A 14969-nucleotide genomic window follows, 5' to 3' on the forward strand; every position below is an offset into this window, starting at 1 on the left:
GCATCGTTAGTAATCATTGCATCGTAAGTTTATAAGTAGATCCAAGCATTTAAAGGATGAACGAGCATCCTTTAAGTGCTTTTTCATTTTTCTTAAGAAATTCTTCATAAACCTCCTTTCCAAGTCTTCATAATTGCCATTTACACTAGTAGTAACAGTTTAATAAGTCAGTTTTGAAAGGACGGATAGTGTGATAGAAGTAAATTCATTACAGCATACATTTAGTATTGGGAAAAAGGGAAAGGAAAAGAAGGTGGATGTACTTAAAGGCATTCATTTTCAAGTAAGGGAGGGAGAAATTGTTTCGATTGTAGGGAAAAGTGGTTCAGGTAAGTCAACTTTGCTACAAGTTATTGCTGGATTTTTAAAGCCAGATACAGGCTCGATTGTTGTGAATGGTGTTGAAACAGCAGGGTTTAATGAAAAGCAGAGCGCGGCATTTCGTTTAGATAACTTCGGCTTTATTTTTCAAAACTTTCAGCTGCTACCGGGACAAAATGTCGTAGAAAATATTGAGCTACCGTTAAAGCTAAAAGGGGTAAACCCAGCCATTCGTAAAAAGAAGGTGCAGGAGATATTAAAGAAAGTCGGTTTAACAGAAGTAGCCGATCATTATCCAAACGAATTATCGGGTGGGCAGCAGCAGCGTGTTTCGATTGCGCGTGCGATGATTACGAATCCTCCGATTATTTTAGCGGATGAGCCTACAGGTAGCTTAGATATGCAAACGGAGCAAGAAATCTTACTGCTTATGCAGCAGCTAAATATTGAAAACAATTTAACATTCGTCATTATTACACACGATGAGGAAGTAGCGTCCATAGCGGATCGAACACTTCGCATGTCTGATGGCGTATTAGTGGAGGAAATACAACATGTTATTTAAAGATCAATTATTATTTGTCCTACAGCATATGCGTAAAAATAAGCTACGAGTGACTATGACGGTACTAGCGGCAATGATCGGCTGTGCATTTTTAATCGTACTAGCTTCAGTCGGCTTCGGAATACAGGAAACAATGCGTGGTGAAATGTTAAATCAAGAAGAAGTAACAGAAATTCAGCTATGGGGTGAGGAAAGCTTAACGGCTGAAGATGAAAAGTGGATCAATGATTTAGAGCATGTCAATGTCGTGTTAAATAAGCTACAACTTAATTCTTCTATAACATCGACATTCGAGGATCGTACAGGCTACTCTCAAGCATCAATTGTTGATATGGATGGACAGGCAAAATTACCATCAAAGTTAAGCGAGGGACGTTTACCAAAGGCAACTAATGAAATCGTTGTAGGCTATCATTATGCACAAAACTTACTAAATGAAGCGGATAGGGCTGAAATCGAGCGCAAGAATAAAGAGGCAGAACAAAACGGCACGTGGTATAACGGTGAGGAAGAAGGCTTTAAAGGGGATATTATCGGAAAGACAGTAACGATTGAGTTTGAAACAGGTGAAGAAGCAGGCTTTAAGAAATCCCAAGAGTTTAAGGTTGTCGGTGTATTAGAAAAGCCTTCCTATGATTGGTATATTGATTCTTCCGTTATGTTTGAACAAGGCTTGCATGAGCTATTCCCGACATTAGCAACATATCCAGAAACAAAGATTTATGTAGATTCAATTGAAAATGTCATGCCCGTGCTAGATAACTTAAAAGAGGAAGGGTATCAAGTATATTCAGTAGTAGAGCAATTAGAGCAGATGGATTTATTCTTCCTAATCTTTAAAATTGGTCTTGTGTTTATTGGAACAATCGCCATTTTAATTGCTTCTATCGGAATTTTTAATACGATGACAATGGCAGTGACAGAGCGTACACGTGAGATTGGCGTGCTAAAAGCAATTGGTGCATCTCCTGCATTAATTCAGCGATTATTTTTAATGGAGAGCGCATTTATCGGACTGTTAGGAACGGGCTTAGCAATCGTTATATCCTATGGTATTAGCTATGGAGTGAATGCGATATTACCACATGTTGTATCGTATGCATTATCTGATGAGGACTTAGCAAGCTACGATATTACCTTCTCGCTAATTCCAGTTAGTTTAGTAATTATTGCAGGGGGCATTAGCTTACTTGTCGCCATTTTATCAGGCTGGCGACCAGCACGAAAGGCTACAAAAATTGAAGTAATCAATGCTTTAAGACAGGAATTATAAGAAGTAAAAGGGGTTCATTTCGGTAAAGAAATGAACCCCTTTTAAAATGATCCTATGCAGGATTTCTTTTTAGTTCAAGGGGAGTTTTTCCGTTTTGTGGATAAAGGGATTGCAACAATTTCCCCATCCCCTTCGTTTAAAGTATGATACACTTACAATTAAATTGAACAGAAGCGAGTTGAATGGGCAATGGAAAAAGAGCAAGCTTTTTTACCAGTATTATTAGGTTCTGGCATGAATGCTTACGGGATGGCTCGTGCTTTTTTTGAAGCATATGGATTAAAGCCACTCGTTCTAGGAAATTCACAACTACCAGCTACACAGGATAGTCGTATACTAACCTTTTATAGAATCGATAAGTTAAATAGCCAAGAGGTCTTTTTACCTGAACTTGAAAAAGTGGCAGCGCAAATCCCTAACAGAAAGCTTTTACTTTTGGCATGTGGAGATGACTATGCTCAACTGATTATTCGGAATAAAGAAAAGCTAGAGAAGCACTTCACCGTTCCTTATATTTCGAAAGCATTAATGGAAGAGCTACTCTCGGTAGAAGGCTTCCAGCGCCACTGGGACAAATACAATTTTTCTTATCCAACTTCAACAACTGTGTCGATACATAATTTTGAACATTTTACACCACCATTCGATTATCCAATTATTATGAAGCCAGCAAACTTACTAACCTTTTGGGATTATGCATTTCCGGCAAGAAAAAAAGTTTTTATAGCACAGGACCATGCTGAGCAAACAGCGATACTAAAGGCCATTTATAGTTCAACATATCAAGATGAAATGATTGTACAGCAGTATATTCCTGGGGATGACACGAATTTACGTGTGCTAGATGCGTATGTTGATAAGAATGGAAAGGCAAAGCTACTCGCTCTTGGCAATCCTATGCTGCAGGAGCATTTACCTGAAGGGATTGGGAGCTATGGAGCCATTATAACAACATATGACCAAGAGCTAATGGATGGGGTACGTTATTTCCTTGAGGGCATTGGCTATACAGGGTTAGCAAGCTTTACGTTTAAATACGATTCCCGTGATGGGCAATATAAACTACTAAAAATGAGTATAAGAAATAGTCGGTCCAGCTATTTTGTAACAGCAAGTGGTCATAATCTTATGCAATACATAGCGGATGATCATATGCTACATATTCATCATAGCTTAACGTATGTGCAGGACAAGCATTTATGGATGATCCTTCCTAAGAATATATTGTTCAAATATGCCTCAAATGAAAAATTAAAAATAGAAGCAAAAAGCTTAATTCGTCAAGGTAAGTTCACTAATTCATTATTTTACGAGCAGGATATGAATCCAAAGCGTTGGACTAAATTAACGCTGAACCGATTAGGCTATTACAGAAGCTATAAGAAACACATTAATAATAAGGATTTGTCAGAGTAAAGATGGGTCGAGCATAAAACAATGTGTCGTCTCTGGATTCGCTTAAATAACAAATGTATTGAACCTGTCATTCGGCAGGTTTTTTTCTATTTTTAGTGGAGGTACATTCGTTTATAGATGAAAGAATATGGTACACTAAACGCAAGTATATAAAGGTGGTTATAAATATGTCTGTTATCCAATTATTAAATGAAACAATTCAAAATAAATGGTCGTTTGAGACAACGATGAAAATTCAGGAAGAAATGATTCCTGCAATGTTAGATGGAAAGGATATTGTAGCAGAATCGCCAACAGGTTCTGGTAAAACGCTAGCGTATGTATTACCGATTTTAAATAAAGTGAACGGTTCGAAAAAGCAAACACAAGCTTTAATTGTGGCACCATCACAGGAGCTAGCAATGCAAATTGTAGAGGTTATTCGTGAATGGACAGCGGGTACTGATATTTCCGTACAGCAGTTAATCGGTGGAGCAAACTCTGCACGACAAATTGAAAAGCTAAAGAAAAAGCCTACGATTGTAGTTGGTACACCAGGTCGCTTAAACGAATTAGCTCGTGCTGGTAAGCTGAAGCTGAAAGAAATTGAAACGGTTGTGCTAGATGAATGTGATCAGCTACTGAGCCGGGAATACCGAGTAGTCGTGAAATCATTTATTGATGGAGCAGCTTTCGGACGTCAAGTTGTTGTTGTATCGGCAACAATTACTGAGGAAATTGAGCTAGTAGCAGAGCGACTAATGTTTGAGCCAATCAATATTAAAATTAAGCCTGAAGATATGGTGAAGGTTGGTAAAGTAGTACATTCATTTGTAAAGGTAGATGAGCGAGATAAAACGGATATGCTTCGTCGCCTTTCTAATCTTGAAGGAGTACGAGGGTTGGCATTTGTTAATAATATCGATCAAGTATTAATGAAGGAAACAAAGCTAAAGTACAAGGAAGCACCAATCGTTACACTTCATTCGGATATGAAAAAGGAAGAGCGTAAAAAAGCGTTAGATGAATTCCGCAAAGGAACGGCACGTATTTTGATTGCCACAGATATTGCTGCACGTGGTTTAGATATTGCAGGATTAACACATGTTATTCACGTGGATGTACCGAGAACAATCGAGCAATACCTACATCGTTCAGGACGTACTGGACGCGCTGGTGCCGATGGCGAAGTATTAACGCTTCTTTCCTATAAGGACGAAAAAACCTATAAAAAATGGACACGAGAAATTCCAGGAAAGCCTGTACAGAAAATTTGGCATATGGGTGAGTTGATCGAAGGTAATTCAAAAACGATAGAGGAGGCAAAGGGGAAGAAAACAGCCAATCAAAGTGCTAAGTCAGCAACGAATGGTAAAAGCTATCCGAAGAAAACATTTAAAAAGGGGAAATAAGGGATGACATTTGAGGAGAAATTAGCGGAATTTGCAGAGTTAGCTGTAAAGGTTGGGGTCAACATTCAAAAGGGGCAAACCTTACTTATTAACACGTCGACAGATACGCTGGAATTTACACGCCTTGTTGTTAAAAAGGCGTACGAGGCTGGTGCAGGCCGTGTACAGGTCAATTTAACAGATGCAGTATTTGAGCGTGCCTTTTACGAAAATACAACGGTTGAAGAAATTGAAAAGTTCCCTAAATGGATTGCCTCACAGCGAGATGAGCTCATTGAGCGTGGCGGGGCATTGCTGTGGATTGATGCGGCAGATCCAGATTTACTTGCTGGTATTGATATTGAAAAAATCGCTACTCAGCAAAAGGTAGCTGGTAAAGCACTAGAAAACTATCGGAAAGCTGTTATGAACGATGATATCGCTTGGTCCATTATTGCAGTCCCTTCATCAAAGTGGGCAGCAAAGGTATTCCCGAATCTACCTGAGGAGGAGCAAGTGGATGCACTGTGGGATGCGATTTTTAATACAGTTCGTATAGGCGAAGGCAGCGCAGTAGAGAATTGGCATGCACATGTTGAAAGCTTAGAGGCACGTGCAGCACAGTTAAACGCGAAAAAATATAAGAAGCTTTATTATAAGGCACCAGGTACAGATTTAACGATCGAGCTGCCTGAAAAGCATTTATGGCTAACTGGAGGCAGTAAAACACCTGCTGGCACTACTTTTATTGCTAATATGCCAACAGAGGAAGTTTATACAATGCCAGCAAAATATGGCGTGAACGGTGTCGTACAAAATACGAAGCCGCTTGTCTTTAAAGGAAATGTTATTGATAGGTTCTCGTTAACCTTTGAAAAAGGAAAAATAATAAAGGCACATGCTGAAGTAGGAAATGAGCTCCTTCAGCAATTAATTAATGCTGACGAAGGCTCTAGCTATTTAGGTGAGGTGGCACTTGTACCACACGAATCACCAATTTCCGCTTCGAATATTTTATATTACAATACTCTTTTTGATGAAAATGCTTCGAATCATTTAGCAATTGGTGAGGCATACCCAACTTGTTATGAGGGTGGGCGAGAGCTTCAGCAAGGGCAGCTTGAGTCACTAGGCATTAACACATCGATTACACATGAGGATTTCATGATAGGTAGTGGCGAAATGGATATCGATGGCGAGCTAGCGGACGGCACAATCCAACCGATTTTCCGCAACGGTAGCTGGGCTTTTTAAACGGAGAGAATTCACATGAAAAGGATTAGTCTGTTACTCTTTGCTTTCCTATTGTTTACTTCGAGCACTTCTGCCAAAGAGGTGTATGTTGCGCTCGGAGATTCTTTGGCAGCCGGACAAACACCCTATTCAGAAATTGATTCTGGGTATGCCGATTTGATAGCCTTACAGCTAACAAAATATGGTCAGTTAACGGCTTATACGAAAGAACTTGCCTTTCCCGGTTATGCTGTAGACGATGTTTTAGAGCGTGTAAAATCAGAGCCAGCCCAGGCGGTACTTGCAAATGCAACGCTTATAACCGTCTCTGCTGGAGCCAACGATTTATTGCCACTCGTTTCCTACAATCCGAAAGCCGGCTCGCTAAGCTATTCACAAATGACGGCTAACTTTGCTTTAAATAAAGCGCGGCAGGATTTTACAGAGCTATTAAAGGTACTAAAGGAAAAGGCACCGAATGCCCAAATTTATGTTATGGGATATTATTTTCCATATATCCATGTTCACGAAACACAAAAAGCAGGGGTAGCCGATCAATTACAACTGTTAAATACTATACTAAAGTCAGTTGCAGTAGAGGCTGGTGCTCAATTTGTAGAGGTAGCCCAGGATTTTGACAAGAATTCTGTTAATTACCTACCAAATGCAACTGATATTCATCCGAATATGGCCGGCTATTTAGTCATGGCGAATGCTTTTTTGAACGAGTATGCTGGCTCAGCTACCTATCAAATGACTCTTGCAGAGCTACCAAAGCCAAATCCGAAATCTTTTGAAGAATTATTGGGTCTTCAATCTAGTAATGATTCTGGAGCGGAAGCTGAAGTCGTCGATGAAGTTGCGATAGCGAAGCCGCTCCAGGAGTATATTGGATTGTACGGCTATAAAAAATGGCATAATCTATTTGGAAAAAAGATTCTTTCTTAGTTTTAGGGAAGAATCTTTTTTTGATTTTGCGAAAATGATGATTTCATTTGCAGGATTTTTATTCGACCTAAAGGAGTGTCTATCAGATCTAAAATAGGTGTTATCCGCACAAAAGGGAGCCAACCGAACAATAGCCAGGTCTATCCGAACAAAAGAGTGGTCTATCCGCACAAAAGGGAGCCAACCGAACAATAGCCAGGTCCATCCGAACAAAAGCGGGTGCTATCCGCACAAAAGGAGTGTCCATCCGAACAAAAGCCGAGTCTATCCGCACAAAAGGGAGCCAACCGAACAAAAGGGGGTACTATCCGCACAAAAGGAGTGCCCATCCGAACAAAAGTCGAGCCTATCCGCACAAAAGGGAGCCAACCGAACAAAAGCGGGTGCTATCCGCACAAAAGCGGGTGCTATCCGCACAAAAGGAATGTCCAACCGAACAAAAGCAGAGTCTATCTGCACAAAAGCCGCCCCCCATCCTCACAACAACAATCCGCATCTCAAAACAGTATTTTTATCCCTACAAAATCATCATGTTTGATCCCTGACGTTCATAAAATATATGCATGTCCAGTTGCTGGGGGGATACGTATTTATTTTCTAAAGAAATCCATAGTTATCGTGATTGGTAGCATTTTTTTAGCGATCGGCATAAACCTCTTTCTAACGCCGTTCGAAATTTTGGACGGAGGAATCGTCGGACTAGCCTTAATTGCACATTATATTTTTAATATGAAAATTGGTCTCATGATCATTATTTTTAGCGCACCTATTTTTGTCCTCGCATGGTTTAAATACAGATTTTATTTTTATAACAGCTTACATGGCTTACTTATTTCTTCTGTCATGATCGACTTTTTCAAGCCTATACGTTCTCCCGTACATATTGATGGTGTTTTTAGCGCCATTTTAGGTGGGATTTTTATAGGAAATGGAATTGGTTTGATGCTTCGTTATAAAACAAGTACTGGTGGAACAGATTTATTGGCACAATTTATAAGTGATAAAACCGGAATTAATGTTGGTATTCTCATTTTTTTTATTGATTCAATCGTAATTGTTTTAGGTGGTCTTCTATTATCCTCGAGCACCCTTTTACTCTCAATTATTACAATACTAGTTGTAGGGATTACGACCAGCCTGATTACACGGAAAAGCTAATGCTTCATTTCTTGAACATAAAGCTACATTTTACGAATGTTTGTTCGTGAAATGTGGTCTTTTCTTTTTTTCTCGTGTTACAATAAAACAAAAACTAAGGAGGCGTTTCGGATGAAAATTTTTCATACAGGGGATTGGCATTTAGGAAAACTTGTTCAAGGTATATATATGACGCAGGATCAGCGGTATGTATTGCAACAGTTTATTAGAGCGATTGACGAGGAAAAACCGGATGCTATCATTATTGCGGGCGATTTATACGACCGCTCCATTCCTCCTGTTGAAGCAGTGGACCTTTTGGATGAAACATTAGCCCAAATTGTCTTGAAGCGAAATATTCCGGTTGTTGCTATCGCTGGTAACCATGATAGTCCGACACGTGTCGAGTTTGGTAGTAAGCTCATGAAGGAAACGGGGCTGCATATTGTTGGGGACATGAAGGAAAACTTACAGCCAGTCGTTTTACAGGACGAGCATGGAGAAGTTCATTTTCATTTAATTCCATTTGCAGAGCCTTCCATTGTCCGGAACGTACTTCAGGACGGGGAAATCGCTACTTACGATGATGCAATGAAAAAAATAATTGAGAGAATCCAACAAGGGATGAATTCAAATGCTCGACATATTGCAGTTGCCCATGCATTTGTTACACCATACGGAGAAAAAGGGGACAACACAAGTGACTCGGAACGGCCGCTTGCTATTGGCGGCTCGGAATGTGTACATGCACAGTATTTTGAGCCGTTTCACTATACGGCGCTTGGTCACCTCCATCGAGCCCATTTTGTTTTGCACGAAAACATTCGTTATGCAGGTTCACCGTTGAAGTATTCATCATCTGAAGCTACTCACGAGAAGGGGTTTCTTATTATTGATTTAGCCGCTGACGGTTCAGTACAGGTTGAAAAACGAAAGCTTACACCTTTACGTGATGTACGTATTATCGAGGGGACTCTACAGGAAATTTTACGTCATGAAGAAAGTGATGACTATGTTTTTGTGCGTTTAAATGATATTACGCCAATTGTCGGTGCAATGGAGCAAATTCGTACTGTTTATAAGAATGCAATGCACGTGGAGCGAAAAACGATGCATGTAGAGCGAGTGCATCAGGGAGAAATTGTAAAACGTAATGTGCTTGATGATGTCACGCTATTTAAAGGGTTTGTAACGGAAATGACAGGCAATCAGCCAAGTGATATAGCCCTAGAAATTTTTCAGGAGGCTCTAGATGAAATGCTAGCAGAAGAACGAGAAAGTCAGGAGGTCGGAATAAAATGAAGCCAATAAAACTTACGATGCGCGCTTTTGGTCCATATAAGGGTGTGGAAGTAATTGACTTTACCGAGCTGCAGGATAATCGCTTATTCGTAATTTCAGGAGCAACAGGCGCAGGAAAAACAACGATTTTTGATGGCATTACCTTTGCATTATATGGTGCTGGCAGTGGACAAGATCGAAAAGAAAACAAATCAATGCGCAGTGATTTTGCAGAGGATAGTATGCATACTGCTGTAGAGCTGATTTTTGAGGTGCAGGGTAAAACATACCGAGTATTGCGACAGCTTTCCCATGTGAAAAAAGGTCGTAAAACACCAACAGGAGAGGATTATGCCCTTGTAGAAATCGGTCCAGATGGTGAAGAAATAAAGGTAGTGGAACGACAGAGGGTAACGGACATTAATCAAAAGCTTGAGGAGATAATTGGCCTATCGTATGACCAGTTTAATCAAATCATCATGCTGCCGCAGGGGGAGTTCCGGAAGCTTCTCACTTCTCAATCTGAAAATAAAGAAGTGATCTTACGAAAAATTTTCAAAACGGAGCGCTATGGCAATATTTCGAAAAAGCTTGAGGAAAAAAAGCGCTTAGCCGAGCAGCAAGCAAGTACTGCTAGAGCAATGCGAGATAGCTATATAGACCAACTATCTGGTGCTTTACCCCTACGGCAATCTCTATTGTTCGAACGATTAGAGGGACAAGCAAATATTTATCAAATCCAAGAGGCACTAGACGAGGAAAGAAAATATTACGAGGATAAAGTGATGGTGGATGAAAAGCTATATAAGGAAAGCTTTAATGCTCATCACGAAAAGCAACAGCAATACATTGTAAGCGAAAAGTTAAATGAACGGATTACTAGCTTAATGCAGAAAAAAGAGCAGCTTTCGAATAAGGAGCAGGAGCTACCATTATTTGAAGCGAAAAAGGCGGAGATTGAGGCTGCAAATAAAGCCGCTAAGCTCCATCCAATATTCGAAGTATGTAAATTAACTGCGGCTGAACTACAGGAGAAAACAGAAGCTTGCTCCAATTTAGCCGAAACCCTGCACAGAGCACAGGAGAGGTTAAGTATCGTAGAAGCAACACTGTTAGCCGAAAGTAATCGGGAGGTAGAGCGAGATCATTTGACTCAGAAAATAACGGAGCTTGAAAAGATCAAACCCCTTTACGAAGAAATTGATAACCTTACAGGAGCTGTTACGACGTTGCAGGAACATACTGAGGTGTTGCATCGTGCAATCGTAACAAAGTCTGATGAATTGAAGCAAAAAAAGGATCAATTAGGAAAGAGAGCAACCCTTATCGAGGAAATGGAGCATAAAACAGCAAAGCTCCCAGAAGCGATGCAAAAGCAGCAGCGATTAAAAGAAATCATAGCTCTATTTGCCAAGCTTCAAAAAGCGGAAAATTCTGCACAACTTTTACAGAAAGAATATTCGGAGGCAGATTCGAAATACCAAACAATAAGGGTAGCCTACGACGCCGAAGAAAAAGAATGGTTAAATAATCAGGCCTATCATTTAGCCACTACGTTAGTACCGGGAGCTCCCTGTCCAGTTTGTGGTAGCAAGGAGCATGCATCCATCCATCAAGTTGTTCTTCAGGCAGTCGATGAAGTGGCGCTAAAGGGGCTTAAGAATACATTAGAGAAGGCTGAGCAACAAAAATATTCTCTACAAGGAAATGTTTCTGCCGCTTTAAATATAGTGGAAGAACTTCAGTCGGAGTTAGCAGGCTATAATGTACATCCAATCGACCGAGAAGAGCAGGAAGTAAATTATAAAGAAGTAACCCGCTATGTTGAGGAGCTACAAGAAGTAACTCGTAAATTAATAGTAATTAAAAAACAATACAAGGATTTACAGCAGCAGGTGGAGCAGCTTGAGGTAGAAAAGGTAAATGATGAGTCACATTATTATGAGCAACAACAGAGCTTAGTACAGCAGCAGGCGGTACTAGAGCAAAAAAGCAAGGCAATTCCAACTGAGTTGCCAAACTTAAAAACATTAAATGAGGCACTATATGCAGCTCAGCAAAACCTTAGTAAATTACAGCAGGCGCTTCAACAGGCACAGCAACAGTACGATTCAGTACGTATGACGATTACAAAAACAGAGGAAGCGTTAAAGCTAACGGAGGAAGCTAAACAAGGACTTCAAGAAAAGTTATCGAAGGCTAAAGCACAATTTACTACGGAGCTTTCAGCAGCAGGCTTTTCCTCCTTTGAACAGTTTTCTTTAGCGAAGCGCAGTGAGGAACAAATCGCCCTTTTGCAGCAACAATACATCAATTTTACAAATGAGCTTCATGCATTAAAGGAATTTGTTAGAGAAGAGAATGGTTCGCTACAAGGGAAGGAAATAGTCGATTTAACAGCTCTATCTAATGAGCTCCAGGGATTAAAGCTAGCATACGAGCAGGCATATCATGTGCTTAACGTCTCTAAGGATTGTGCCCGCAACTGTGTGGATTATACTGACAAGCTCGAGGAAGTGGCTGAAAAAATTGATACACTCGAAAGGGTTTCTAACGAAATAGTCGATTTATATAACATGCTACGCGGTCAAAATTCAAAAAAGGTTTCTTTTGAGCGATACGTACAGATGGGGTATTTAGAGCAGATTACAGAGGCAGCAAATATTCGTCTACATCATTTATCAAACGGTCAATATCGATTAGTTTGCTCTGATCGTCAAGAATCACATGGTCGTCAAAGTGGTCTAAGTCTGGATGTGTATGATAGCTATACTGGTCAAACACGTGATGTAAAAACGTTATCCGGTGGAGAGAAATTTAACGCGTCTCTTTGTTTGGCGCTTGGAATGGCAGATGTGATTCAAAGCTTCCAGGGGAATGTCCGTATTGATACGATGTTTATTGATGAAGGATTTGGCTCGCTAGATGAAGAGTCATTAATGCGTGCTATTGACACCTTAATCGATCTTCAAAAATCAGGACGTATAATCGGTGTGATATCACACGTTGCTGAGCTAAAGGCAGCCATCCCTGCCATTTTAGAAGTTGAGAAGCTAAAAGAAGGCTATAGTCGAACAAAGATACTATTAAAATAAAGACAAGGGTACATTTCGTCGATATGTTTGACGAAATGTACCCTTAAAAATTATTTTTTTCTAGTTGTTGCTGACTTTATTGGACTTGCCTTTTTACTATCAATTGCTTTTTTTACAACTGGATATACGACAGGTGCCCATCTCATAGCTGTTTTGACGATTTTTCCTAATTTCATTTTCTGCACTCCTTGCCTATACATATTTATTGTAATTTGTGTGATTAATATACCCAATTGCATTTACTTTATAAACGTTAACGAAGTACCTTTACACCTTCAATAACGTTCCAAATAATAACGGCGAAATTAATAAGCATATATACACCGAAGGCTATAATCCAGGAAAAAAATGCTGAATCGCCGAGATTGACCGCCTCATTAGAAAAAATACCTAACGCGAAAATACCGATAAATAAAAATATAGCAAGAATAATTGGGATGATATGTGAAAGTAAAGCGCGAATTGAATGTCGTTTTACTTCAGAATCATGTGAAACAAAATACACAACAATCGGTACAATAAACGGAGCAAAAAAGATACTAAAATAATTCAATGCACTTAAACCTTTTGAATTATTCATAAAAACCCCTCCCAAGTAGTATTATTAACTAGTTTACGGATGAATAGGCATAAAAGTTTCGATTAATTCATACTTGATTATAGTAGAATGTTCACTTAAAATGGAGCTGTTCAACAATTACATGATGTATTACCACAAGGGGGGCCGAGCAAGTCGGCTGAGATTGTGCACAGCTGCACTGACCCTTCGAACCTGTAAGTTAAAGCTTGCGTAGGGATGTGGATAGAAACCGACTTCATAACGATGTTAGGCTCTGTCCTAATGTCGTTTTTTCTATTTCATATCCTCCTTGTGTTCTAGTTCTACATCGGAACAAAAAAAGGAGATTGAAAAATGGACAAAAAACGTTTATTAATGATGGTGGAAATTGCGATTTTTGCAGGGATTGGGCTTATTCTAGATAAGCTAACATTTACAATTTGGGCACAGGGAGGCTCAGTAAGCTTAGTAATGGTTCCGATCGTACTAATGGCCATTCGTTGGGGGCTAGCAGCGGGGCTCACGACGGGGGTATTAATTGGCGTACTACAAATAGCATTTGGAGCACATGTCTATCATTGGGTCCAAGGCTTACTTGATTACGGGATTGCTTTTACTGCAGTTGGCTTAGCTGCTGTTATTCGCAGACCACTACTTCACGCTACTAGTAATGGGCAAATGAGAGAAATGGTCTTTTATATTGTACTAGGAACAGTACTTGGCGGCTCTATTCGCTTTGCCGCCCACCTTATTGCAGGTGTTGTGTTCTTTGCAGAATATGCTGGAGATCAAAATGTGTGGGTTTATTCTATTATTTACAATAGCTCTTATATGATTCCTGCCATTATTTTAACTGCAATTGCAGCTTCCATGTTATTTACGTCCTCACCAAAACTGTTACAAAAAGCATAAGTAGGCTACTCTCTTTTGAATATGATATAGTATTAAGGAAACTTTTCGATAGAGAGGGATATGAGTATGATCGTAAAAACACAAGAAGAAATAGATGCATTTAAAAAAATCGGACGTATAGTAGCTGAAATTCGTGAAGAAATGAAGGCAGCTACAAAACCAGGTGTAACAACAAAGGATCTAGACGAAATTGCTGGTCGTATGTTTGAAGAGGTTGGTGCAATATCTGGTCCAAAAGGTGAATATGACTTCCCCGGCTTTACATGTATTAGTGTAAATCATGAAGTAGCCCACGGAATTCCAGGTGCAAAAGTAATTCAAGAAGGCGACCTAGTAAATATCGATGTATCAGGCTCCTTGAATGGCTATTTTGCGGATACAGGAATTTCTTTCGTTGTTGGGGATGGTTACGAAGATAAGGAAAAGCTTTGTCAGGTTGCAAAATCAGCATTTGATCGTGCGATGCTAAAGGTAAAAGCAGGCTCCAAATTAAACCAAATTGGGAAAGCGGTTGAGCGTGAGGCCCGTGATCATGGTTTAACAGTTATTATGAACTTAACAGGTCATGGATTAGGTAAATCACTTCATGAGGCGCCAGAACATATTTTAAATTACTATGATGCTTGGGATTCTACAATTATGAAAGAGGGAATGGTACTTGCAGTAGAGCCATTCATCTCAGCAAAAGCAGAGCATATTGTAGAAGCAGGCGACGGCTGGACTTTTATCACTCCTGATAAATCGTTAGTAGCACAAATCGAGCATTCCATTATCGTAACGAAAGATAAGCCGATTATTTTAACAACACTAGAAGATTAAAAAAAAGCTGCGGGGATATAACCTGCAGCTTTTCCTATAT

14 protein-coding genes and 1 riboswitch are annotated in these 14969 nt (G+C 39.7%); of the genes, 12 read left to right on the forward strand and 2 right to left on the reverse strand.

The genetic code is table 11. The annotated features are described in order from the left end of the window. Positions 1–190 precede the first annotated feature (190 nt). The 10 genes from V4T18_RS02400 (at position 191) to V4T18_RS02445 (ending at position 12639) form a co-directional block, all read left to right on the forward strand. On the forward strand, positions 191–886 hold the full coding sequence (locus tag V4T18_RS02400) for an ABC transporter ATP-binding protein (protein WP_332646147.1): 696 nt from the start codon (positions 191–193) through the stop codon (positions 884–886). Then, positions 876–2159: an ABC transporter permease gene (locus V4T18_RS02405; RefSeq protein ID WP_332646149.1), complete on the forward strand. Its 1284-nt coding sequence runs from the start codon at positions 876–878 to the stop codon at positions 2157–2159. The genes V4T18_RS02400 and V4T18_RS02405 overlap by 11 nt, the downstream gene beginning before the upstream one ends. A gap of 189 nt (positions 2160–2348) precedes the next feature. Beyond that, positions 2349–3575, forward strand: coding sequence for a carboxylate--amine ligase (locus V4T18_RS02410; protein ID WP_332646151.1), 1227 nt, complete (start codon positions 2349–2351; stop codon positions 3573–3575). A 167-nt stretch (positions 3576–3742) separates the two neighbouring features. Next, the gene (locus V4T18_RS02415) at positions 3743–4966 is read left to right on the forward strand and encodes a DEAD/DEAH box helicase (RefSeq protein ID WP_332646155.1); all 1224 of its coding nucleotides are present in this window, start codon (positions 3743–3745) and stop codon (positions 4964–4966) included. A gap of 3 nt (positions 4967–4969) precedes the next feature. Next, a complete protein-coding gene (locus V4T18_RS02420; RefSeq protein WP_332646157.1) occupies positions 4970–6199 on the forward strand; it encodes an aminopeptidase in 1230 nt (409 codons plus the stop codon). 15 nt (positions 6200–6214) lie between these two features. After that, complete coding sequence (locus V4T18_RS02425; protein ID WP_332646160.1) at positions 6215–7126, forward strand: SGNH/GDSL hydrolase family protein; 912 nt, start codon at positions 6215–6217, stop codon at positions 7124–7126. A gap of 97 nt (positions 7127–7223) precedes the next feature. Continuing rightward, complete coding sequence (locus V4T18_RS02430) at positions 7224–7664, forward strand: hypothetical protein (protein WP_332646164.1); 441 nt, start codon at positions 7224–7226, stop codon at positions 7662–7664. A gap of 50 nt (positions 7665–7714) precedes the next feature. After that, positions 7715–8284 carry a YitT family protein gene (locus V4T18_RS02435; RefSeq protein ID WP_332646297.1) on the forward strand — a complete coding sequence of 190 codons (570 nt, stop codon included), beginning with the start codon at positions 7715–7717 and terminating at the stop codon, positions 8282–8284. Between the two features lie 111 nt (positions 8285–8395). Beyond that, positions 8396–9565 carry an exonuclease SbcCD subunit D gene (locus tag V4T18_RS02440; protein ID WP_332646167.1) on the forward strand — a complete coding sequence of 390 codons (1170 nt, stop codon included), beginning with the start codon at positions 8396–8398 and terminating at the stop codon, positions 9563–9565. Further along, entirely contained in the window at positions 9562–12639 is a 3078-nt protein-coding gene (locus V4T18_RS02445) for an SMC family ATPase (protein WP_332646170.1), read from the forward strand. The genes V4T18_RS02440 and V4T18_RS02445 overlap by 4 nt, the downstream gene beginning before the upstream one ends. Positions 12640–12689: 50 nt before the next feature. On the opposite strand, the gene V4T18_RS02450 is transcribed toward V4T18_RS02445, so the two are convergent. Both V4T18_RS02450 and V4T18_RS02455 read right to left on the reverse strand, forming a co-directional pair. Next, positions 12690–12815 (reverse strand): hypothetical protein, encoded by a 126-nt coding sequence (locus tag V4T18_RS02450; protein ID WP_332646173.1) that lies wholly within the window; start codon positions 12813–12815, stop codon positions 12690–12692. A 77-nt stretch (positions 12816–12892) separates the two neighbouring features. Continuing rightward, the gene (locus V4T18_RS02455) at positions 12893–13219 is read right to left on the reverse strand and encodes a DUF4870 domain-containing protein (protein WP_332646175.1); all 327 of its coding nucleotides are present in this window, start codon (positions 13217–13219) and stop codon (positions 12893–12895) included. Between the two features lie 127 nt (positions 13220–13346). Further along, positions 13347–13453: riboswitch (TPP riboswitch) on the forward strand. A 99-nt stretch (positions 13454–13552) separates the two neighbouring features. Between V4T18_RS02455 and thiT the strand changes: the two genes are divergently transcribed. Together thiT and map are read left to right on the forward strand one after the other, a co-directional pair. Next, entirely contained in the window at positions 13553–14110 is a 558-nt protein-coding gene (gene thiT, locus V4T18_RS02460) for an energy-coupled thiamine transporter ThiT (protein WP_332646178.1), read from the forward strand. A 66-nt stretch (positions 14111–14176) separates the two neighbouring features. Next, complete coding sequence (map, locus tag V4T18_RS02465; RefSeq protein ID WP_332646180.1) at positions 14177–14929, forward strand: type I methionyl aminopeptidase; 753 nt, start codon at positions 14177–14179, stop codon at positions 14927–14929. Positions 14930–14969 lie beyond the last annotated feature (40 nt).

The sequence above is a fragment of the Lysinibacillus sp. 54212 genome (assembly GCF_036662795.1).
In the GTDB taxonomy this organism is placed as follows: Bacteria; Bacillota; Bacilli; order Bacillales_A; family Planococcaceae; genus Lysinibacillus_B.